Raw genomic sequence first — 18,778 nt, 5'->3', positions numbered from 1 at the left:
AGCTCCTGATGCAGGGACGACACATTTTGCATGGCTTCTATAGACTCCAGGAGAGTCTCCATATCCACCGCGCCCCGGCCGCAGACGGGTTTGGCTTTTCGCGGCGGCTGCCGCGAACCGTCCTCCGACGCACAGTGGTCATTTTCCCGGGGATTGATCCGAAACGGGTCAATCCCTCTATCTCAACGGCTTCGCCGTCCGCCTTGCCGGACGGAACCGGAAACACAAACCTCTTCCGCTTTCTCTGCGGATCAGGCCGCGGGAGTATTGCCCTGGCCGCTTTGGCCGCCCTGCCCGTTCTGGCCTCCAAAGCCGTTGTTAAAGAAGTAGTTGAACAGGTCATCCATGTTGCCGTTGCCATAGTAGCTGTTGCCGTTGTTCTGATTATTTTGGTTGTTCTGGGTATTCTGCTGCGTGTCTTTTTGATCATCGGTCTTCTTGTCCGCGGGCACGCTGCCCCATGTGACCTTTACCGTCTGGGTCTTGCCGTCCCGATAGATGGTGAAGGTGGAGGTGTCCCCTGCGGAGTAAGATTTCTTTGCTGCCACAAGATCCTCGGAGGTGGCGATGTCGGTGTCGTCCACCTTGGTAATGACGTCGCCCATCTTCAGTCCCGCCTTGTCGGCAGCGCTTCCGTTTTCCACAGAGTAGACAAACACGCCCTGCGAGATATTATAGCGGTACTGCTCCGCCATCTGGGCGGTCATGGTCCCCTGGGTGATGCCAAGGTAGGGCTTGTTGGTAACGTAGCCGTTCGTCATGATGTCCTGAATCATGGCCAGCACGTCGTTCATGGGGATGGCGAAGCCCAGGCCCTCCACAGATTCGCTGGAGTAAGAGGAATACTTTGCGGACACGATGCCCACCACCTCGCCGTATTGATTGAACAGCGGGCCGCCGGAGTTGCCGGGGTTGATGGAGGTGTCGGTCTGAATCATGTTGAAGGGAGTACCGTCCACGTTGATGGCCCGGTTCACACTGGAAACCATACCGCCGCTCATGGAGAAGGTCAGCTCGCCCAAGGGGTTGCCCACCGCCAGCACATGGTCGCCGACGTTCAGCGTATCGCTGTCTCCCATGGTCACGGGCTGGAGTCCGGTGGCTTCGATCTTCAGGACCGCAATGTCATAGTCCTCGTCGCTGCCGATGACCTTCGCATCGTACGTATCGCCATTGTAAAGGGTCACTTTCACCGTTTTGGCGTCCGCGATGACATGATGGTTTGTGACGATGTAACCGTCGGCAGTCAAGACAAAGCCGGAGCCGGCGGAAGCAGTCTCCACAGACTGTCCGAAAATGTTGGTGCCGGAGCTGCCGGTGGTGTTGATGGACACCACCGAGTTCACATTCGCGGCATAAACCTCCGAATCGTTCATAGCGGTCTTTCCGTCCACGGTTTTAACGGAGACAGCCGTTGCGGGGCGGCTGGATACGTTCACACTGGTGGAATTTCCGCTTTCGGAAACTCCCCACATGACGCCCGCGCCCGCCGCGCCGCCCATCAGCGCACAACTCAGGGCCAGGGCCACGATCTTGGCGCCGCTATGGTTCTTTTTCCAATCTTTTTTTGAATTGGCTTCCCACGGCTCACGGTAAGATGCTTCTACCACCGGCAGGGGATTCTGCGGTTCGCTGCCGTCCTTGCGGTAAGTGTAATGATACAGGTTGTTTTCGTCGTTATACATATCTGTTTCCTCCTTATGTATATTCGGCGTCATCGCCTACCCGTTCCATTTCCATGTGGACGAGTATAGCGAAAAGACGTGTCTGAATTATGAACTGGGTTTTAAAAAATTCTTAATGTTCGGAACGGGCAATTTATTGATCCTGCAAGGCGTTTCTTTCTTGAACCTTTGACCGAAGTATAATATGCCAAACTTAAAACAACATTAAAGTACAAATAATTTTTTGAACTACTTTTTCAACTTAAAACTATTAGGCATACAGAAATGCAGAAATTTGACAACATTATCCGAATACGCATTATCACTAAATTTCTGCCGTTAGTAACAAATCGCCCTCGGAGAGCAACACTTTCCGAGGGACTTTATTCCTTATTCAGATTGTTTATTCCTTTGCCGCTACGAACCATCTTCCCTTCTCCAGCCAGAGATAGCACTCCTGCCCACGAATCAGGCAGGTATACCGGTCACCCACACCGCCAACGGTCTGGCACGCGGCCCGGCACACATCCAGCACCTTGTCCACGGCATATCGGTGCTCCGGGTCATATTGCCTGCACGCCCCGGTGATGCCAATGGATAGAACCCAAGTATATTCGTTTATTTTATTGCAGAGGCGATATTCTTTGTTGAGAATATTGACTTTTTATACGGTGTGTAGTTATACTTGTGCAAAGATATCCCCGATAATAGCAAACCTGGCAAAAGCCAGGGACGCAAAGCCACGGGTCTAAGGCATTTTATGCTATGATAGCCGGGCTACCGAAGAGGTCACAGAGTTTTTGAAACTGTGTGCCGTTTCGGCATACAGTTTTTTGCTTTACAGAAAGGAAATGAGGAAATGAAAAAATGGCTTTCACTGCTGCTAGCTACGATTTTGGTGTTCAGTTTATCGGTATCGCCTGCTGCGGCAAAAGGAAACTCCGGGAAAAGCAGCTCGGCTTCTGCTTCTTCAAAAGCGACAGAAGAAACTTCCGAGACCGGCTCTTCATCCGAAGCTGCTCCTAAAACAGCCAAGACGCCGAAAGAAGCGTCCCAAAAGACGGAAACCCCAAAAACATTTAAGGATGAACTGAATGCGCAAAAGAAAGATCTTCAGCAGCAGAAGAGCGATTTGAATCAGCAGAAGGGGACGCTGCAGGCCCAGTATAAAGCTATGCTGGCCTCTGGGGATGCGGATGGTGCCGCAGCTCTATTGAAAAACATTCAGGAGCTGAATCAGCAGATTCAAGAGACGCAGGCACAAATCAAAAAAATTATAAACGAGCGGTTTATGGTGGCCAAGACGCTGTACACGAATGAAGAACTTGCACAGTTTTCAAGCGTGTCAGAACTGATTGACCGGATGTATGCAGACGCCGAGGTCTTACGCGCCGGCAGCGTGACTGTAAATAATCAAATCATCAAATTTGACACACCGGCTTATATTAAAAACAGCACGATTATGGTACCGCTCAGAGCTATCGCAGCAAAAGTAGGCGGCGAAGTGACTTGGAACAGCGAGACCCAGACAGTCACGATTACCAAAGATAGTACCGTGATTGAAATCACGCCAGGCAGTATGACAGCGCTGGTCAATGGCGAGCCTGTTAAAATGGATCTCTCTGCCACCGTGACTTGTGGCAGGACGTATATTCCTCTTCGGCTTTTAGCGCAAGCACTTAACCTGGAGACGGAGCAGGACAGTGAGAATGGAACTGTGGACATCGAAGACGGTACAGCGGATACCGACTCCATCGACTCCACCGGCACTTCCACCGGGGACGCTGCAGCGAATACCGCAGCCGCTGATTCCACAAATACAGATACCACTTCTTCGGATGCAGCTCAGGGTTAATCGTCAGAATTGAATTCGATGCAATTTCAGATTTTACTTGGCAAGAAAATGGAGAATAATCGATGGATCAGCCTTGGTCCTCCGCGCCTTGTTCCGTGGGAGATGCGGGATCTTGCAGAAGCGTCCGCAGGATGGACGATGATCAACCAGTCAAGAGTCGCAGCGGCAACAGAATTGATCCCTAAATTGGAAAAGGGGGTTTTTAATTTAATGAACAGGGCGGAGTGTTATTCCCTTTTTGAATTAAAGCATGGCATTGGAGCCATTGATACCATGCTGAAATTTTACAATGAGCTGCTCAAAGAGTGCAGAGAGTACCCTTTTGCGGAGCTTTCCTGTAAAGTTATTGACTGAGAAGGATCGAGTCCTCAGGAAGGACACACTGCGACTGGTTTGAACCAGCTTGGAACACCAGAAATAAGAGCTGTCGCCCCTGTCCTAATCGGATGGGGGCGGTTCTCTCCCCCCTCCACCTCAACCATTAAAAACCGCTGTGGCTCTAATGCTACAGCGGTTTTTAATTTTGGTAACAACCCGGTCAACAACCCGTTCATAAACAATTCTATCGAAGCAACAGCCCCCCGTGAGAACCGCACTGGCTCCCACGGGGGATTGCTTTATTCCGAGGCAACAAGTAACCGGCACTGTCCATTGCCATTATGTAGTGCTTATTGGAGGGGTTCCTCCTTGAGGAAAAATTTTGATATCCTGAATTTTAATGTTGGTATATTCGACACTGTCAAAATAGTACTTGTCCCCAGATATGTTTCCTCTTGTCCGCGAATCAAAGCTTAAATAAATTTCAACGTGGGTCCAAAGTTTTGAATTCGCGTCCCTGACTTCAGCATGAATAACTCCATTTCTTGGTAGTGTCGTTAAAGTTCCCGGGGGTACATACTCGCTGGAAGCTGGGTAAAATGTGACATTCAGCAGCACAATTGAATTTGGAACTGTCGCACTATTTAGCATTCCAAGCAGAGCGCTTTCAACACTCGGATTAACGGAGAAGGTCGCCCTTCCATAGTACTCATTCGTTTTACCATCATAAATATATATGCGCGGTGTTGCGACTCTGTCAAACACACACATCCGCCCCTTTCCCACCCAGTATATTCAATGCTCACAAAAAAAATCCCGCGTTCGGGTGCGCCTCGCATTGATAAACAGGAGCAGCCGGATGCCATACGACGCCCGGCTGCTCCTTTAGGAGATTGGATGAGGGTAAAATGAAAAAACTCGTCTCTTGCAAGTATGATGATACTGACAATATGTTAAGCAGAAAAGCGTAGACTGTTACGAATCTTTAAAATCTCTGCCAAGACGCAAAATTCCCCGGGGCCTGCCAGGCAGTAAGCTCCGGGAATTCTTGTGTCCAATTTGGGCATAGAATTAAAAATGCCCCGTAGGAGCCAAAACTTCCGAGGGGCATTTTTAAGTTATCAGCCGATAGGCCCGCAGCAGCAATGCCAGGAATTTCCGTCCCAGACCCAGCCGCAACACTAGCAACGGCAACAGCATCTACACCACATAAGGTACACCTCCTTTCACCGGGGTATGTACCCTATGTGAAAGCCGCTGCAATACAGTATATTCAGTTGGAGCTTTTGAGGTTCTCCGTTAATCCAGTTTGCATGCTTTTAGTTCCTGCTAAAGTAGCCACCAAATCGAAATATGCATATTATATGGCAGCAGGATTACGCCATTAGGTGTAATCTTGAAATAAGTCTTAGGAGAATAATCATTATGAATGAAACTCTCCCTCGGAATTTAGAGTGCGCTGAATCTATGTCTGACGGTGCAGTCAATGCCGCTCCTGGCGGCCGGCCGTACCCTCCGGTTCCGACAGATGCTGAATCTGTTGATATGGTAGCAGCTGCTGAGGCGCGAATCGCGACCAGCTTGGCCTCCTTCCTGGAACTATTCCTTCAAAAAGTCTGTATGATCCGCGATCCTGCTGAACAGGCTAAAGTTATTAAAGATGTCTTGTGCGCATACACCTGCAAGGAAAAAGCAATGGCAGCTCTGTTTAATGCGCTTGCAAATAAAATTTTGGCCGATAAGGGCTTAGTCCCCGGCGATGGCGGCGATTGCTGTTAAAAACAGAGATGATCCAATTTCTCCGTTTTAAGTGCGTCAGAAAGGCGGAAGCCGATGAATAAAGAAGATTTTAATCGGATCAATGGCTCTTCTATGCCTCAGTTTCGATTTAATTGTCCAGAGCCGAAGAAAGAGGAAACCATTTTCCCCTGCCGCTGCCATGATTGTGATAAGACGGTTCTCTATTATCAAACCTGCGTAAGCAAGTGTGAATCCGAACTTTTTTGCAGTGCCGCTGACCGGCTTATTTGCGAGCTGCAAAAAGCGCGAACCTTATGCGAACTGAAGCAGGTTTTTGATATGATGAGTAGCCTGCTAACAGCTAGTGCAGCGAAGGAGTTATCGCTGGCGGAAATAGTTAGGGCATCCAATTGTATAACTGAAAAGCCAGATCACGAATGTGACTGCTGAACGCCTTCAAGCCCGCCCAGAAATTGTTTTTTGGGCGGGCTTGATTTAAGGTTAAAACAGGATATCGTGGGAAAGTGCCGCCTCGTTAATATAGACTCCCCGAAACATTAAAAAGCAGTCTCACTCTAGCTTGCAATACAGCGTGAGACAAGTCTGGCAGGATTGCACACATTCGGACGCCACCGCCAGAAAACGGCATAGATTGAAACACGTTCAACTAAGAATTATTTGAATATACCGATAGGAGAGGAGCTGAAGCCATGTATAATTTGGTTGCAAATTTGACTAACGAAGTTCACGATGGAATCACAGGTAAATTTTTAGGATATGTCACTTTTGAGTTACCGCAAACAGAAGAAGAGAAACTGTTGAACTTGGTTAATTACGGAGAGACGCCGCAAAGCCTAATTCTGCTTAATGCTGATATAAAAAAAACGGCTGAGGACTACGTTCCTCCTGCGCTAATCAAAAAGTATTCAAGAGCCGGGATTTTACGTGCTTCATTCAGAGACAAAGATTCTGGCACATTTATGCCCGTCGAGATTCACTTAACGTTTGATGTAAGAGGAAAAGGCCGACAATATGCGAATTTATACCATTTTGATAGCGCGGAGTATAGTAATATAAAAGTAGACGCAATCAGGTATAATACAAGCTCAACTTGATGGCCTACTGGGTATGTCCGAAATGTAAAATTTCCCCGGGGCCTACCGTATAGCAGGCCCCGGAAAGTCTCATTTATTATACTGCCGTCTCCATCCCGACGGCCTGCAGCTTCCGGTCGAACCCCCCGCCCCGGTAGATAAATACCAGCGTCCGCACCTGCTCATGCGTCAGGTTGATGATGTCGCCGTTGCCAGCCGCATCGGAGCCATCGCCCTGAATGATGCCCGCCGTCATGAGCTTGTCGATGATGGGTCGGAACTTCTCCGGCACGTCCTTCAGCTTTTCATAAGTAACCACTTCGTCTTCCTCGCTTTCTTCTGGGTCATAGGCGGGCCGCACGGCCCCCTTGATAACATCATTATTGCGTGGCCGCTCCTGCACCTGCCCGCCGTTGGCGTCATTTCCGGTTCCGGTGTTTCCCTCAATGGCAACGATACCGGACGCCGTGATGCTCTCGACGATCCCAGTGTGGTCCGTGGCCGCGCCGCCCGGAAAGTCGTAGATCACCACGTCACCCGCTCGGTAATCCCCGGTCACCCAGCAACCCGCCGCCTGCGCCGCCCACATCATGGTCCCGCAGGAAGCCGTGGTGGTGTTGGGCAGAAGGTCGGTGGCTTCGGCCTGTGCAAAGCACCACTGCACAAACATCATGCACCATGGGTTGCCGTCCATCCCAAACCACTTGCCATATTTCGTTCGGTTGCTGCCGCGCGGGTTTTCCGTGTACTCCAGCTCCGCACGGGCGATGGCAAGGACGTCACTTGCTTTCGGCATTGCTCACCGCCCCCTCGACCGCGGCATTCTGCACCTTTTGTGCAATGGTAGCAGCAATAGAATCAACGTCCGCGTCCGCCTGCACTGTCAAGGATTTCGGCAGGTCCCCGACGGTGATTTGCGCCAGAGCCTCCTTCAGCTTATCGAAACCGAACATTGCACTGTAAGCAACCAGTAAGCCGACGATCACGGCGGCAACCACCATATACCACAGCACCGCTACGGCATTAATCTGGCAGTAGGCAAAAAATGCGACTAATGTCAACACCACGGACAACAGCACAACGAGGATGTTCGTCGGGATCTTGTTCCATGTACTTTTCTTGACAACCTCAGTCAGTAAGTTCACGACCACCGTCAGCGCGCCGATGATGGTGATAAGTGCTGTAATGTTTGTAATATTCATAAGAGCCTCCTATAAATCGTTATCGAAATTGTTGCTTGCGGCGGCATCGTAGGTGATGCCGCCTTTTGTGTTCTCTGCTTTGGATTTCATGAAATAATGCCCCAGCACGTAGCCGGTAGCCATCTGCAATGCCCCGATCAGGGTGGTGAGGTACGGCAGAGATCCGGTGAACTGCATCTTAATGCTGAGCCAACATAGATACAGCACAATGTAGGTGCAACTGCCGTCGACTGCCAGCACGCCCAGCGCGATCAGCTTAGAGCCCGTCCAATGCTTGCGTTTGGTTTTATCCATCCACAACCTCCATCTTGCGCAGATCCTCCACCAGCTTTGTCACGGTTCCGTTTCCGCCCAGATTGTGATACTGCTCATAGAGCTTGTTGACGTTTTCCAGCCCGTGCAGGGTGATCGTCCCGCGCTCCTGGTAGTGGTAATATGCCCGCAGTATCCGGTCCCGCAGCAGTGCCTGAATGCCCAGCTCCGTCGCACGCTGTTTGCGCCACAACATGCGTACAATCACGATCAGCCCGCCGCCGATCAGTCCGAAAAGCCATTTCAGCCACCACTCAGCGGCGATAGCTGCCATATGTAGGCCCCCTTATATCATTCTGTAATGCGGCCTCTGGCCGCCCCGGACCGCGTACCGCATCCAGTCAAGCCCGACGATCACCGGCCCGCTCACAAGGCACCACAGGGCCGCAAACTGCGGGCAAATCTGCCCCAGCAGATTACCAGGCAGACCGGAGTAGTCCCACACGCCCCAGCCCAGCCAGAGGTTGACCACGCACCCGGTCACAAACTCCGCCGCCGTGATGGCGAGGCCGCACAGGATGGCTTGTGCCCAAATCGGACACCGCCACGGCAGCTCCGCGCCCATTCGCTCCATGACCACGCCCACCAGCAGCGCCAGCACCAGCATGGTCCAGCTGATGTCCCCGGGATGGCCCCGTGCGGTCTTCCAGGCGACCTCCAGTAAAAAGTACACTGTCCCGACGAAGCATCCCAGCAGCCCGCTTAAAATCACGTCTCCGGCCTTACGCATTGCCGCCTCCCAGCACCGTGGCCATGTGCTGCGCCAGATCGTCCGGCAGCTCTGCTCCGTAGGTGATGGCCTCCACGTCCGCAATGGCGGTGCAGCGCTTGACCCACGCCCGGACGTGGTTGCAATAGGTCTGGTGGTACAGGACGTGAGCCGTGGCCGCCGTGGCCATGATGGCGATGTCCGCCGCCGGGTAGATTTCGCAGAGCGCCCCGTCCAGGTGGTAGGCGTAGCCGGTCTTTCCTGCGGCAATAGCCTCCTGCGCCGTGGATAGGTTGATCTGATCGGGCAGGGTCAGCGTGATATGCCCCGCCGTGCCGTCGGAGAGCGTCACATCGCACCCGGCGGTGATGGCAGCGTCGCAGGCGGCGTTGACCTCCGTCAGCTTCGCGGCTTGCACATCCGCCAGCGTCGGGACAATCGGCTCCGCCGGGGCCGTGTTGCTGAGGATGATGGTGTTCCCCTCGATGCGGGGATGCTCCCAGTTCGCCACGGTATCCTCCCGGATCTGCATGCCGTCGTCGGAAAAGAGCTTGACCATGGTCCCCAGCGCCGCCGGGATCTCCTCCAGCGTGTAGCGTACCTCAACAATGCCCAGGGCCGTCGAGGCTACGGCATAGTGCTTGGTGCTGCCTGTTGTGATATACATAGGCTTACCTCCTTTTACGCAGTAATATTAAGCCGATACTTACCGTCGCTGCCCAGTGTTTCCGACGGATAATTCTGTGTATCCGAAACTCCATAGCCAACAGTTTGAGTGACCGCCTTTAACATCCCTTCATAATACCGATTTACCGCGCTGCTATCCGTATTGTATACGACACCGTTAATGAGAACGGGCGCAGAGAAGAAGTACTGGCAGGTTGCGTATTTCCCCGTCAAAAGAGAGTTCATGGAGGCAGCATTGGCGCTGCTCGGTGCTGGGGATGTAATGCTGTGAATGGTACCGGACAATACCACCGCACCGGCCGACGAAACTGTTACCGTGTCAGAGTAGTAGATCGTGTATCCGGCAGGAACATCGTGATAATTGGTTCCATACTGCTGCACAACTTTAGCAGATACTTTGTACGCATAGTTTTTTTCTGCGTTTCCTCCGCCCCGGTTAACTTTTAAAGCCTGTCCCATTACCGCGTCACCTCCAGCTTCAGTGGGAAGGCCGTGGTGGGCGCAGCCGTGCAGACGAACTTAATTGCATTTGCAAGGGTCTCCATGGTCTGTACCTTGCTAAACGCCTCGGCATATAGCTTGTTTGCGGCGTCGTCGCTTCCGGGGTATATATCAATCTTGACGCCCTCGTCCGATGCCAGAATCCCAGGCACGCTGACCGTCTGTGTGTAAAATGCACCGCTGGCTGTCCAACTCACAGGCACGGTACAGTAGAGCAACTGCTCAGTTGCTGCCCCGAGCTGCGCCGGGGTCAGCGGATCGCTGCCACCTGTCGCGTGGTTGGCCGCGTGGACCGCCGCCGCCTTGCCCCCCAGCGCGGTATAGGCCGCCGCGATCTCCGCCCCCACGCTGGTCTCCGTCCAGTGGCCCGCCGTCCACGCCTCCGCCGCCGTGATGGCCGTGGTGCATTTGTATAGCTTGCCGTCTTTAGTTCGGTAGGCCCCCACGGCATAGGTTGCAGCAGGGTCGTACTCCTCCGCCGACTTTGCCGCCGACACCACCGTGTCCAGCTTTTGAAAATTGGCATTCAGTACGGCGATGTCGGCATAATCACTGCCCTCCGGCAGATTCAAGCCCAGATTTGCAGTCGTTGTCATGCGTTCAGGTCACTCTCCTTTACATCTGCCCAGGTGCGGGAGGCCAGCGCCCCCCAGGTGCGGGGCTTCACCGCGTCCCAGGTGTTGTAGATGATGATGTAGTCCCAGCCCAGGTGCGCGGGCATGATCTCCCGCAGCGAGGCGGTGAGATCGTCCATGTTGGGCGGGATGCCGATGGTCCCCACAAACTTGATGGCCACCCGGAACTGTTCCGGATTTTCCGTGACCTCCACGTCGCCGTTACTGAAGCTCTCCGCCACGTTTTGGATCATGGCCACGGTGGTGACGCCCGCGCCCCGCAGCTTGGACTTGACCCGGCTGCGCCGGAAAGCGGTGTCCTTGGAAACCTCCACCGGGATGCCCAGCGCCTCCTCCCAGCTTTTAAGGCCCCATGTGGCCGTGTCCACGTTCAGCTGATCACACAGGCTGTCCTGCGCCTGCCACAGGGCCAGCCGTTCCGGCTCCAGCGCCTGCTGGATGTCCGCGAACTCCGCGCCCTTCTGCAAAAACTCCGGGTACCGCTGAATCAGCATACTCACGAGACTGTCACCCCCGATAAGACCGGTACCTCGTCGGCCGCCACGGTGACGTTGGCGGTACCGCCGCCCACCGTCAGGGCGGAGTAGTCCACTACGCCGGGGATGGAGAGCAGCAGGAACGCCACCCGGTTATAGAGCACGGTGTAGGTCTTTTCGGAGATCACATCCAGTTCCGCGTCCAGATTCTGCGAAAAGTTCCCCGCCACAAGGGACTTGAAATAGGCCCCCACGGTCTCCGCCAGCGCCGTCTGTACCGCCGCTTTTGTGGTGGTACCGTCAATGGTCACGGCGGCGCTCACCGAAAGACTCTTGGCCGTGGCGGACAGGACCGTCACCGCTGGCCCCACGGGCCGCTCTGCGCCGATGTGGGCGGCGGCGGCACTGATTACCTCCGCATCCACCGCGCCGCCCTCCGGAGATGCCAGAAGCACCTTCACCGTCCCGTCGCCGTTCCACTTGGCAATTACCCGGGAGTAGCCCACGCCGTCCACCTCTCCGGCCCACGTCTGATAGTGGTAGGGATTCCCAGAGGTAGGGGAGCGCCGCATCCGGGAATAGTAGCGCTCTACCAGCGCCGTGTCCGTTTCCGCGTCCGTGCCGCCCGTGGCCGCGCCGTTGGTGTATGCGGTGATGCCGCTGTAATTTCGCAGGGTGGACACGATCTCCCCGGCCCCGATGTTATAGGCCGCGCCCACCTCCTCTGCTTTCAGCGTCCCCGCTGCCGTGCCGCCTGCGATGGTTGCCGCCCCATCCAGATAAAAGGCCAGCCCCGCCGCCGTGTAGAACGGAGCGCCCGCCGGTATCGTGGCCCCGTCCGTGCCGGTGAAGGTCACGGCGCTGGAGGCAAGCGTTCCAGCCTTTCGGGTGATACCTACTATGGCGGACTGCTTGTCAATGTACGCGCCGCTGGTCTCGTCCACGTAAAACATGGACTGCAGCGCGTCCATGGCGTGGTAGCACTGGCAGATCTCCGTGGCCATGGCGGCGATGATGTCGCCGGTAAAGCTGCCCTCGCAGGTCAGCAGGGACGTTTGCAGCCGCGCGATGATTCGGGCCTTCACGGCCTCTTCCGTCAAATCTTCATACATCCAGCGATACCTCCCCGTAAATTGTTTGTATCGTACACTGAACCGTCAGCCGGTCGCCCTCAAACTCCACGGACGTCTCCGCCACGCCGGTGACATAGGGACTAACCATCAGTGCCTCCCGAATGCAGCGGATGGCCTCGCTGCGCTTCACGTCCGCCGTGAATGCCTTGCCGATCAGATCCTCCGCCTCGCATCCGTAGTCCCAGGAGTACACATCGTCGCGGTATCGGGGCGTTTTCAGCGCCTTCCAGCACCAGACCTTCACCGCATCGGCCCCAGTCACTTCCACCGGCTGCCCGGCAGAGAACACCGGCATGTCTGCGGTAAAGTCCCATTTGATTTCCCGCGCCAGGGGCAGCGCACTGGCGGTCTCCTCCGCCTCCGGCTGGACAATGGGGAAAATAGAGCTCATCCGCACCTCACCACCTTGTCAAGGATGTAAAAAGTCTGGTCATCCGCCGTCAGAAGCAGCACCTCGTCTCCCGCCTTCAGCACCGGGCCGTCCTGGGTGGCCACGGCGTTCAGCGTCACTGTGCCGCCGGAGATCGTCATGGAGGAGTGGCTGCCATTTCCGCAGCTGGCGGAGATATCCAGCGCCCCGGAGACGGCGGACCCGGACACGGTCAGCTTCTCCGCGTGGCCGCTCACCAGCTGGTGGCTGATGTAAAACCGTTCCGCTTCCTGCGTTGTCCCCGCCACGTCGATCTTCAGCGGCGCGACGGACAGCACGGTCCCGTGCAGTAACCGGGCATTCCCCGCCGGAACTGCCTTGCCGCCTGCTTCCATCATTGTCCGGTATAGTCCGCTAAACGGATCTTCTTTCACTCCATCCACCTCTATTCGTTTGTGTCCAATTCGGACACTTTTGCAAATGGCCTTGCTTCTATGGAAAAGAATGGTATACTGATGTCAACGCTGTTTTTTTATAAGGAGGGTTTTTCTTGTATACTTTTGGCATAGGCGGACTGGATGGTCTCATGTTCAACATCATGCCAATTTTCATTGGTATCATGTTTATTGTGGTAATTGGAATCTTCATCACGCGGGCGGTCAAAGGAGCCCAACAGTGGAACAAAAATAACGATTCCCCGGTCCTTACCGTGGACGCCACCGTTGTCTCCAAGCGTTCTGATGTATCGCATTACCACCACAACACCGGCACAAACAATATGTCTTATACGTCCTCTTCAACTACATACTATGTCACCTTCCAGGTTGCCAGCGGAGACCGCATGGAATTCATGGTTCGGGACACGGAGTATGGGATGCTGGTGGAGCAGGATACTGGAAAACTGACCTTCCAGGGTACACGCTATCTTGGATTTGAGCGCGGTACGGAATAACAAACAGCAGACAGATGACCGGTTCTTCCGGTCATCTTTTTTATTTCTTAGGCACCGATCCCGCTTCCTGCTTATCCATCAGATTCCGGAAATCCAGCGATACCTTGGTGTGATACACGCCGCCGGAAAAGCTGTGGCTGTCCGATGTGATCCAGAACTGGCCATACGTGCCGGTGACCGGCTCCTCCACCACCACGGCGTTGCCCGTGATCAGCTTGGGACTTCCGATGCACTCGGCGGTGATGGTGGTCTCGATGCCGTTCTCCTCCAAAATCTCCTTGGCGGTGGTCTCCGGCTTCTCGCTGTCCGTGGCCTTGATGGCCTTTTGCATCAAACCGTACAACGCCACGTAGCCCTTGGGGCTGTCAAAATGGGCCGTCAGCTTGTTTTTGTCGTCGTACACGCCAACCCGGGTCACCAGGTTTTCAATGCTGTCCCCGCTGGTGCAGGAGAGCAGGTTGCTCCCCGGTACCAGCCGCAGGCTGTCCGCCCCGATGGCCTTCTCCACCACCTGCAGCTGATTCGCTGCAAAGCGGACTTGATACTTCTTTCCGTTCTGCTCCGATGCCAGGGTGTACATCGTCTGGATGATCTGGTAAAGGCTCACGCCCAAAAAGTTCCGGCTCAGGCTCACGCCGGTGGCAGCAAGCTGGCCGCAGGGGATACCAAACTCGCTGCAAAGCTCCCGGGTCACCGCCTCCGGCGTTTTCTTGCGCGGTGCCAAATACGTGCTGTTGCGCTTTAAGTACAACCCGTTGTCCAGGGCCGTGCAATCCACGGTCTGCCCCAGGCTGTCCCGCTGCCGGGACACCACATGGCCGGAGAAAAGGATATCCGCCTCATGATAAAGCCGCGCAAGGCCGCCCAGCTCGCACAGTGCCTCGGGCGTCGCGCTGAAGGAGAGTTGCCGGGCGCAGTCGCGGTAGCTTCCGCTCCACGTTTTGCTCTGCACCAGCGGCGTGATGTGCTCCGTGTCCTTCCCGTCCAGGCTCCACGTCCGGATCTTCAGCAAATCATCGTAAGCCATGCCGCCGCCCCCTTAAAGCTTCGATTTGTCCGGGCACTTCACTTTCTGTCCCGGATAGATCAGGTTGGCATTGTTGATGCCGTTGTACGTGGCCAGCTTCCAGCAGAGCGCCCCGTTTCCGTACTGCTTCCGGGCGATGCCCCACAGGGTGTCGCCCTTCACCACGGTATAGGTCTTCTCCGCCTGCGTCGCCCGGGCGGAGGACCGGGTGTTGTTCCCGGTCTCCGTCTTGACGCCCGCCGTCTCTGCCGCCAGCTCCCGGTACCGCCGCATGGTCAGCGTCACGTACACGTCCCCGGTACCGTCCCGCTCTCCGTAGCGCACCGGCCCCAGCAGCACGGGCACATTCACCGGCGTATCGGTGATGATCAGCCGCAGCACCTCCCCCGCCTCCGACCAGGCCATCAGCGTATTCACCAGGGCGTAGGGATCGCCGCTGTAGTCCCCCAGGGTGTAGTTCCGGGATTCGGACGGGAGAAGAAATTCCAGCTGCTCGTCAAACAGGGCGGAGAGGCCCGGAAACGCCGCCTCGCCGATCTGGGCCATGTCCAGCACCGTGATATTCCGCCCGAACTCCACGGCGAACTCAGCGGGCGTCACGGGCATGGCCAGCTGCTTATCGGTCTTCACGCTGCGAAAAAAGAATTGCATACGCCCTCCTTAACCCGACCGTATTTCGGCCAAGTCCACCTGCCGCAGTATCTCGGCAGCGATGGCGGGAACGTCGCTCTCCTGCCGGACGTTGAACTCATTTCCCGAAATCAATATCTGCCTCGCGTCTCCGCTTCCCGCGCGGCTCTCCGCCGCCGTCTTCACGGTCTCGTCCTGGTGCAGCAGATATAGGCCCGTTTCCGGCACTCTCCGCAGCCCGAAGGCGTTGGAGCCGTTTACCCCATGTTTCCATACCTCGTGCTTCCCCGGTCCGGAATTTTCGTTCATAGCGTCTGCGTCTGGATTTGTAAAACTGTATACTATTCCGTCGCCTTTTCCGCCTTTTGTAAAAGCGTTACTGACCTCCAGTGCGTTAGTGGCTGCCGAAAGCCCTGTGGTCAGCTCCCGCGTGGCGTTGATCTGATCCAGTTCCGCATCGTGCAGCTTTTCTGACCAATCGCTGGATTCAAAGGCCGCTGTGGCTAACGACTCAGCCTCCTCCTTCAGATCGGTCATCTTCTGCCCAGCCTCCATGCTGCCGCCGTTCCAGGCATCCTCCGCTTCCTGATACTGTGATCTCAGGCTCTCCAGCTTTTCCGCGTCCTCCGGTGTGAAGGCGGAGGTCTTCTGCCCCAGCAAAACGGCGCTCAGCGCCTCCCGCTGGTACTGATCCTTCATGTTTTCGCCATAGGCCTGTACTTTTCCGCCCACGGTGCTCAGCTCCGCCAGTTTGTCTCCCAGCGCCCCGCCGTAGGCGCTCAGATCTGCGTCCACGGAGCTTTTCCGCTCCTCGGTATAGCCCATGCCCCCGGCGGCCTTGATCTCGTCCATCACATCGCCCAGATTATCCACCATTGCATCATAGGTTCCCGCCAGCTTGTCGCTCAACCCGCCGTAATTCTGGTTAATATAGTTCAGAATCGCCTGCGCGGCCCCTTCCCCGGAAATCTTTCCGCCAGTGATCATATCCGCGATTTTGCTTCTGTCCGCACCGGTGGCGTCGCTCAGCGCCTGATAGACATCAACACCCCGTTCCGAAAAATAGTTCAGATATTCTTGCGTGGCCTTGCCGGTGGTTCGCATTCGGGAAAGTCCGGAGATAAATGTATCCACATCGCTGCTGGTCAGATCCAGCCCCGCGCTGGCATCGCTCAGCGTCTTCAGTACGCCGAACACTCCGTCCGGGTCGTAACTGTTCAACAGTTTTTTGGAATATCCGGTGATCTCGTCAAAGGTGTAGTTGGTGTCCTTGGCCAGCTCCCGTGTCTTGTCCAGATACGCCGTGGCCGCTTCATCGGAACCAAAGCGCTGGGCAAACGCCATCTGCGTCTGCTCCCGACTTCCGGCAATCGTAGTCCCGGAGCCGAGTGTTTCCGCCGTCCCGGATTCTTCTGTCTCATACAGGTTTTTGTAGTAATCCTTAAAGGCGTCGTCCTGCTGCTGATAGATCTGGTTGCTCGCGTTAAGCGCACCAGACACCGTTCCGATAACGCCTCCGGCAACCATACCGGGAACTCCGGCAATTGCTCCGGCCGCCGCGCCGGACACAGCACCAGACAGCGTTTCGCTCAAGGCAGTAGCCACAGGCTGGCCCACCGCACTTTCGATCAGCGTACCGGCCATACCTGAAATACTGTTGCCCAGATCTCGGAAAATTCCGGACCGCGCCAATCCGGCTCCCAAATCGCTGCTAAAAAGCTTTGAAAGTAATCCGCCGTTTCCGGCATTCGCTTCCATCCGCCCGGTTTCGTCGAAGATCTTGCGCATTTCGTCGGTATTGCTCTTCATGGATTTCACCATGATTCCGGAAGTGTCTTTTGTCTCTTTAATAGCGGATGTCAGACGCTCGTATTCCTCCACCGCCTTGGAAAATTTAAGGCCGTCCGTTGCATCTCCGGTTTTCTTAAAAGCTCTCTCGGCCTCTTTCATGGTATTCCGGGCCGTGATCATTTCCTTATTGAGCGAGCCTAATTTTTTCTGCAATTGCGCATTCCCGGATTCCAGCGCCCTGCCTCTCCGTTCCAGCTCTTCAAACTCTTTGCTCAGCCCTTTTCCGCTGGAAGCTATCGTTCGCATAGTTTGGCTGATATTCTCGTGCGCCTTAAATACAATGGATGTCTCCGCCATACTGATTTTTCCCCCCCTTGACGGCTGAATGGTTTTGTGCTACGTTGGTGTCATAAATGATAAGCAGAAAGGAGTTGTACCATGGGATACGTCATTTTGATTTTTGTAATCGCGTTGGCCTGCATCTTTGCCGGCGGCTATGGTATCTGCTCTTTATTTTCGGTTCCTTTCATGAGGGGCGGCTGCAGATACGCCGATATGAGCCAAACGGAAAAAGATCACTTTCGCAACAGCATCCTGCTCATTGCCGCTGCCATTGTCCCTGCGCTGCTGTACATGCTCTCTCTGCTCACTTGATGAAATATGCCGCCCTCCCCGCCGGGAGGGCGATTTTTTTATCCTCTGTTTCGCTGTTCGCACTCAAAGGCGGCGAACTCCCGGATGATCTCCTGCCACCCGTCCCGCGACTCCCACAGGGCCTGCAACTCCGATTTAGGCCAATGGTGGTCGCGGAACAGGTAGAATAATAATGACAGCTCCGGGTCGCTCCCCGCCTCTAGCCGTTTTTTACGTCGGAAATCGTTCTGCGCAGGTATCCGGAAAGCTGCTGAATTTCCATGTACAGCTCATCGATCTCTCCGGAAATCAGCCGTGCCTTGATGGCGTCGATGGGGGTTGCAATGCCTCGGTCCTTGTCCAACAGTGCCCCATCGCCCCATTTGGGGCTGACGCAGCCGTACAGCACACCAAAGGCCGCCTGGTCTCCTCTGGGCTTTTCCTGCACCATCCGTACCTGATCGTAACTCAATCCCCGCAGCGTGAAGACCACCGGCTCTCCGGCAAACTCGCTGAGCCTCGGCACCTCGACCTGCTTTTCCGGCAGCACCTTCCGCACGTCCGGCAGCTCCGGCTTCAGCAGCAACTCCAGCACGCTGACGTCTTTCATTTTTTCATCCATCATTGCACCTCGATCTTATCCAGATATTCCACCCGCGTGGCGGTATAGGGAATTGTGATGCTGCCCTCCTTGGCAGCGGCCCAGTCCATCACCGTCACCTCGTCGTAGCTCACACCGTACACGGCGATCCGCTCCGCGCCGTATGCGTCGGGGTCCTTCAGCGCGCCCACCAGAGTCTTGCGCAGGTCGTGGCCCGCCTGTACCTGCTCCACGTCGTCGCTGCCCCGGGTGTAAATCTTGTGGATCGTGATGGAGCCGGTGATCTTGATTCCGGTGACCTTGCTGTCCTCCGCCATCTGGCCGCAGAAATTGAGGGAACTCTTGTTTTTGGCAACCTTCACCTGGAAGGCACTGACCTCCGCCAGCGTGTTCCCGTCTTCCCATACGGCACCGTGCGTGCCGTTGATAACTCTGTAACCGTCCATAA

Annotated in this window: 27 protein-coding genes and 1 riboswitch; of the genes, 7 read left to right on the top strand and 20 right to left on the bottom strand. The window is 55.2% G+C overall.

The genetic code is table 11. The features are described from left to right. Positions 1 to 251: 251 nt before the first annotated feature. Together ABWQ15_RS11855 and ABWQ15_RS11850 are read right to left on the bottom strand one after the other, a co-directional pair. Entirely contained in the window at positions 252 to 1,685 is a 1,434-nt protein-coding gene (locus ABWQ15_RS11855) for a S1C family serine protease (RefSeq protein WP_353908984.1), read from the bottom strand. A gap of 382 nt (positions 1,686 to 2,067) precedes the next feature. Then, positions 2,068 to 2,208 (bottom strand): hypothetical protein, encoded by a 141-nt coding sequence (locus tag ABWQ15_RS11850; RefSeq protein WP_353908983.1) that lies wholly within the window; start codon positions 2,206 to 2,208, stop codon positions 2,068 to 2,070. A 155-nt stretch (positions 2,209 to 2,363) separates the two neighbouring features. Next, positions 2,364 to 2,449: riboswitch (cyclic di-GMP riboswitch) on the top strand. Between the two features lie 74 nt (positions 2,450 to 2,523). On the opposite strand from ABWQ15_RS11850, the gene ABWQ15_RS11845 reads away from it, so the two are divergent. Both ABWQ15_RS11845 and ABWQ15_RS11840 read left to right on the top strand, forming a co-directional pair. Next, positions 2,524 to 3,519, top strand: coding sequence for a stalk domain-containing protein (locus tag ABWQ15_RS11845; RefSeq protein ID WP_353908982.1), 996 nt, complete (start codon positions 2,524 to 2,526; stop codon positions 3,517 to 3,519). Between the two features lie 18 nt (positions 3,520 to 3,537). Further along, on the top strand, positions 3,538 to 3,873 hold the full coding sequence (locus ABWQ15_RS11840; protein ID WP_353908981.1) for a hypothetical protein: 336 nt from the start codon (positions 3,538 to 3,540) through the stop codon (positions 3,871 to 3,873). Positions 3,874 to 4,176: 303 nt separating this feature from the next. On the opposite strand, the gene ABWQ15_RS11835 is transcribed toward ABWQ15_RS11840, so the two are convergent. Beyond that, entirely contained in the window at positions 4,177 to 4,602 is a 426-nt protein-coding gene (locus tag ABWQ15_RS11835; RefSeq protein WP_353908980.1) for a hypothetical protein, read from the bottom strand. A gap of 660 nt (positions 4,603 to 5,262) precedes the next feature. Between ABWQ15_RS11835 and ABWQ15_RS11830 the strand changes: the two genes are divergently transcribed. The 3 genes from ABWQ15_RS11830 to ABWQ15_RS11820 all read left to right on the top strand — a co-directional run bounded on the left by ABWQ15_RS11830 (position 5,263) and on the right by ABWQ15_RS11820 (position 6,692). Beyond that, positions 5,263 to 5,616, top strand: a complete 354-nt coding sequence (locus ABWQ15_RS11830; protein WP_353908979.1) for a hypothetical protein — start codon at positions 5,263 to 5,265, stop codon at positions 5,614 to 5,616. Positions 5,617 to 5,670: 54 nt separating this feature from the next. Then, the gene (locus tag ABWQ15_RS11825) at positions 5,671 to 6,027 is read left to right on the top strand and encodes a hypothetical protein (RefSeq protein WP_353908978.1); all 357 of its coding nucleotides are present in this window, start codon (positions 5,671 to 5,673) and stop codon (positions 6,025 to 6,027) included. A 260-nt stretch (positions 6,028 to 6,287) separates the two neighbouring features. After that, positions 6,288 to 6,692 carry a hypothetical protein gene (locus ABWQ15_RS11820; protein ID WP_353908977.1) on the top strand — a complete coding sequence of 135 codons (405 nt, stop codon included), beginning with the start codon at positions 6,288 to 6,290 and terminating at the stop codon, positions 6,690 to 6,692. A gap of 76 nt (positions 6,693 to 6,768) precedes the next feature. On the opposite strand, the gene ABWQ15_RS11815 is transcribed toward ABWQ15_RS11820, so the two are convergent. Genes ABWQ15_RS11815 through ABWQ15_RS11760 form a run of 12 tightly spaced genes read right to left on the bottom strand, consistent with a single transcriptional unit; the run spans position 6,769 to position 13,130 of the window. Next, on the bottom strand, positions 6,769 to 7,467 hold the full coding sequence (locus tag ABWQ15_RS11815) for a CHAP domain-containing protein (RefSeq protein WP_353908976.1): 699 nt from the start codon (positions 7,465 to 7,467) through the stop codon (positions 6,769 to 6,771). Next, entirely contained in the window at positions 7,451 to 7,873 is a 423-nt protein-coding gene (locus tag ABWQ15_RS11810) for a hypothetical protein (protein WP_353908975.1), read from the bottom strand. The genes ABWQ15_RS11815 and ABWQ15_RS11810 overlap by 17 nt, the downstream gene beginning before the upstream one ends. Positions 7,874 to 7,882: 9 nt before the next feature. Beyond that, on the bottom strand, positions 7,883 to 8,167 hold the full coding sequence (locus ABWQ15_RS11805) for a hypothetical protein (protein ID WP_353908974.1): 285 nt from the start codon (positions 8,165 to 8,167) through the stop codon (positions 7,883 to 7,885). Next, positions 8,160 to 8,459, bottom strand: a complete 300-nt coding sequence (locus ABWQ15_RS11800) for a hypothetical protein (protein WP_353908973.1) — start codon at positions 8,457 to 8,459, stop codon at positions 8,160 to 8,162. The genes ABWQ15_RS11805 and ABWQ15_RS11800 overlap by 8 nt, the downstream gene beginning before the upstream one ends. Before the next feature lie 12 nt (positions 8,460 to 8,471). After that, a complete protein-coding gene (locus ABWQ15_RS11795) occupies positions 8,472 to 8,915 on the bottom strand; it encodes a putative ABC transporter permease (protein ID WP_353908972.1) in 444 nt (147 codons plus the stop codon). Beyond that, positions 8,908 to 9,561 (bottom strand): DUF4376 domain-containing protein, encoded by a 654-nt coding sequence (locus tag ABWQ15_RS11790; protein WP_353908971.1) that lies wholly within the window; start codon positions 9,559 to 9,561, stop codon positions 8,908 to 8,910. The genes ABWQ15_RS11795 and ABWQ15_RS11790 overlap by 8 nt, the downstream gene beginning before the upstream one ends. Positions 9,562 to 9,575: 14 nt before the next feature. Next, positions 9,576 to 10,040, bottom strand: a complete 465-nt coding sequence (locus ABWQ15_RS11785) for a hypothetical protein (RefSeq protein ID WP_353908970.1) — start codon at positions 10,038 to 10,040, stop codon at positions 9,576 to 9,578. Further along, positions 10,040 to 10,678, bottom strand: a complete 639-nt coding sequence (locus ABWQ15_RS11780; protein ID WP_353908969.1) for a hypothetical protein — start codon at positions 10,676 to 10,678, stop codon at positions 10,040 to 10,042. Before ABWQ15_RS11780 ends, ABWQ15_RS11785 begins: the two co-directional genes overlap by 1 nt. Then, the gene (locus ABWQ15_RS11775; RefSeq protein WP_353909010.1) at positions 10,675 to 11,211 is read right to left on the bottom strand and encodes a putative phage tail protein; all 537 of its coding nucleotides are present in this window, start codon (positions 11,209 to 11,211) and stop codon (positions 10,675 to 10,677) included. Before ABWQ15_RS11775 ends, ABWQ15_RS11780 begins: the two co-directional genes overlap by 4 nt. 2 nt (positions 11,212 to 11,213) lie before the next feature. Further along, positions 11,214 to 12,305, bottom strand: a complete 1,092-nt coding sequence (locus tag ABWQ15_RS11770; protein ID WP_353908968.1) for a baseplate J/gp47 family protein — start codon at positions 12,303 to 12,305, stop codon at positions 11,214 to 11,216. Beyond that, positions 12,298 to 12,717 (bottom strand): DUF2634 domain-containing protein, encoded by a 420-nt coding sequence (locus ABWQ15_RS11765; protein WP_353908967.1) that lies wholly within the window; start codon positions 12,715 to 12,717, stop codon positions 12,298 to 12,300. The genes ABWQ15_RS11770 and ABWQ15_RS11765 overlap by 8 nt, the downstream gene beginning before the upstream one ends. Beyond that, positions 12,714 to 13,130: a DUF2577 family protein gene (locus ABWQ15_RS11760; protein ID WP_353908966.1), complete on the bottom strand. Its 417-nt coding sequence runs from the start codon at positions 13,128 to 13,130 to the stop codon at positions 12,714 to 12,716. The genes ABWQ15_RS11765 and ABWQ15_RS11760 overlap by 4 nt, the downstream gene beginning before the upstream one ends. Before the next feature lie 116 nt (positions 13,131 to 13,246). Between ABWQ15_RS11760 and ABWQ15_RS11755 the strand changes: the two genes are divergently transcribed. Further along, positions 13,247 to 13,648 carry a DUF2500 domain-containing protein gene (locus tag ABWQ15_RS11755; protein WP_353908965.1) on the top strand — a complete coding sequence of 134 codons (402 nt, stop codon included), beginning with the start codon at positions 13,247 to 13,249 and terminating at the stop codon, positions 13,646 to 13,648. Between the two features lie 40 nt (positions 13,649 to 13,688). Here ABWQ15_RS11755 and ABWQ15_RS11750 read toward each other — a convergent pair whose 3' ends face one another. Genes ABWQ15_RS11750 through ABWQ15_RS11740 form a run of 3 tightly spaced genes read right to left on the bottom strand, consistent with a single transcriptional unit; the run spans position 13,689 to position 17,453 of the window. After that, positions 13,689 to 14,675, bottom strand: coding sequence for an XkdQ/YqbQ family protein (locus ABWQ15_RS11750; RefSeq protein ID WP_353908964.1), 987 nt, complete (start codon positions 14,673 to 14,675; stop codon positions 13,689 to 13,691). A gap of 12 nt (positions 14,676 to 14,687) precedes the next feature. After that, entirely contained in the window at positions 14,688 to 15,326 is a 639-nt protein-coding gene (locus ABWQ15_RS11745) for a LysM peptidoglycan-binding domain-containing protein (protein WP_353908963.1), read from the bottom strand. Positions 15,327 to 15,335: 9 nt separating this feature from the next. Further along, positions 15,336 to 17,453, bottom strand: a complete 2,118-nt coding sequence (locus tag ABWQ15_RS11740; protein WP_353908962.1) for a tape measure protein — start codon at positions 17,451 to 17,453, stop codon at positions 15,336 to 15,338. A gap of 81 nt (positions 17,454 to 17,534) precedes the next feature. On the opposite strand from ABWQ15_RS11740, the gene ABWQ15_RS11735 reads away from it, so the two are divergent. Then, positions 17,535 to 17,750 (top strand): hypothetical protein, encoded by a 216-nt coding sequence (locus ABWQ15_RS11735; RefSeq protein ID WP_353908961.1) that lies wholly within the window; start codon positions 17,535 to 17,537, stop codon positions 17,748 to 17,750. 199 nt (positions 17,751 to 17,949) lie between these two features. Here ABWQ15_RS11735 and ABWQ15_RS11730 read toward each other — a convergent pair whose 3' ends face one another. Continuing rightward, positions 17,950 to 18,351, bottom strand: coding sequence for a phage tail assembly chaperone (locus ABWQ15_RS11730; RefSeq protein WP_353908960.1), 402 nt, complete (start codon positions 18,349 to 18,351; stop codon positions 17,950 to 17,952). Then, positions 18,351 to 18,776, bottom strand: a complete 426-nt coding sequence (locus ABWQ15_RS11725) for a phage tail tube protein (RefSeq protein ID WP_353908959.1) — start codon at positions 18,774 to 18,776, stop codon at positions 18,351 to 18,353. Before ABWQ15_RS11725 ends, ABWQ15_RS11730 begins: the two co-directional genes overlap by 1 nt. Positions 18,777 to 18,778 lie beyond the last annotated feature (2 nt).

It is taken from the genome of Oscillibacter sp. (assembly GCF_040505565.1).
GTDB lineage: Bacteria > Bacillota > Clostridia > Oscillospirales > Oscillospiraceae > Oscillibacter.
The sequence above is the reverse complement of the archived record's forward strand: the minus strand, read 5'-3'. Positions and strand labels throughout refer to the sequence as shown.

Bases quoted from the DNA above. Each gene is read 5' to 3' on its own strand.
- ABWQ15_RS11855 (WP_353908984.1), bottom strand. From the start codon at position 1,685: ATGTATAACGACGAAAACAACCTGTATCATTACACTTACCGCAAGGAC.
- ABWQ15_RS11845 (WP_353908982.1), top strand. From the start codon at position 2,524: ATGAAAAAATGGCTTTCACTGCTGCTAGCTACGATTTTGGTGTTCAGT.
- ABWQ15_RS11840 (WP_353908981.1), top strand. From the start codon at position 3,538: ATGCAATTTCAGATTTTACTTGGCAAGAAAATGGAGAATAATCGATGG.
- ABWQ15_RS11830 (WP_353908979.1), top strand. From the start codon at position 5,263: ATGAATGAAACTCTCCCTCGGAATTTAGAGTGCGCTGAATCTATGTCT.
- ABWQ15_RS11825 (WP_353908978.1), top strand. From the start codon at position 5,671: ATGAATAAAGAAGATTTTAATCGGATCAATGGCTCTTCTATGCCTCAG.
- ABWQ15_RS11820 (WP_353908977.1), top strand. From the start codon at position 6,288: ATGTATAATTTGGTTGCAAATTTGACTAACGAAGTTCACGATGGAATC.
- ABWQ15_RS11815 (WP_353908976.1), bottom strand. From the start codon at position 7,467: ATGCCGAAAGCAAGTGACGTCCTTGCCATCGCCCGTGCGGAGCTGGAG.
- ABWQ15_RS11810 (WP_353908975.1), bottom strand. From the start codon at position 7,873: ATGAATATTACAAACATTACAGCACTTATCACCATCATCGGCGCGCTG.
- ABWQ15_RS11805 (WP_353908974.1), bottom strand. From the start codon at position 8,167: ATGGATAAAACCAAACGCAAGCATTGGACGGGCTCTAAGCTGATCGCG.
- ABWQ15_RS11800 (WP_353908973.1), bottom strand. From the start codon at position 8,459: ATGGCAGCTATCGCCGCTGAGTGGTGGCTGAAATGGCTTTTCGGACTG.
- ABWQ15_RS11795 (WP_353908972.1), bottom strand. From the start codon at position 8,915: ATGCGTAAGGCCGGAGACGTGATTTTAAGCGGGCTGCTGGGATGCTTC.
- ABWQ15_RS11790 (WP_353908971.1), bottom strand. From the start codon at position 9,561: ATGTATATCACAACAGGCAGCACCAAGCACTATGCCGTAGCCTCGACG.
- ABWQ15_RS11785 (WP_353908970.1), bottom strand. From the start codon at position 10,040: ATGGGACAGGCTTTAAAAGTTAACCGGGGCGGAGGAAACGCAGAAAAA.
- ABWQ15_RS11780 (WP_353908969.1), bottom strand. From the start codon at position 10,678: ATGACAACGACTGCAAATCTGGGCTTGAATCTGCCGGAGGGCAGTGAT.
- ABWQ15_RS11775 (WP_353909010.1), bottom strand. From the start codon at position 11,211: ATGCTGATTCAGCGGTACCCGGAGTTTTTGCAGAAGGGCGCGGAGTTC.
- ABWQ15_RS11770 (WP_353908968.1), bottom strand. From the start codon at position 12,305: ATGTATGAAGATTTGACGGAAGAGGCCGTGAAGGCCCGAATCATCGCG.
- ABWQ15_RS11765 (WP_353908967.1), bottom strand. From the start codon at position 12,717: ATGAGCTCTATTTTCCCCATTGTCCAGCCGGAGGCGGAGGAGACCGCC.
- ABWQ15_RS11750 (WP_353908964.1), bottom strand. From the start codon at position 14,675: ATGGCTTACGATGATTTGCTGAAGATCCGGACGTGGAGCCTGGACGGG.
- ABWQ15_RS11745 (WP_353908963.1), bottom strand. From the start codon at position 15,326: ATGCAATTCTTTTTTCGCAGCGTGAAGACCGATAAGCAGCTGGCCATG.
- ABWQ15_RS11740 (WP_353908962.1), bottom strand. From the start codon at position 17,453: ATGGCGGAGACATCCATTGTATTTAAGGCGCACGAGAATATCAGCCAA.
- ABWQ15_RS11735 (WP_353908961.1), top strand. From the start codon at position 17,535: ATGGGATACGTCATTTTGATTTTTGTAATCGCGTTGGCCTGCATCTTT.
- ABWQ15_RS11730 (WP_353908960.1), bottom strand. From the start codon at position 18,351: ATGGATGAAAAAATGAAAGACGTCAGCGTGCTGGAGTTGCTGCTGAAG.
- ABWQ15_RS11725 (WP_353908959.1), bottom strand. From the start codon at position 18,776: ATGGACGGTTACAGAGTTATCAACGGCACGCACGGTGCCGTATGGGAA.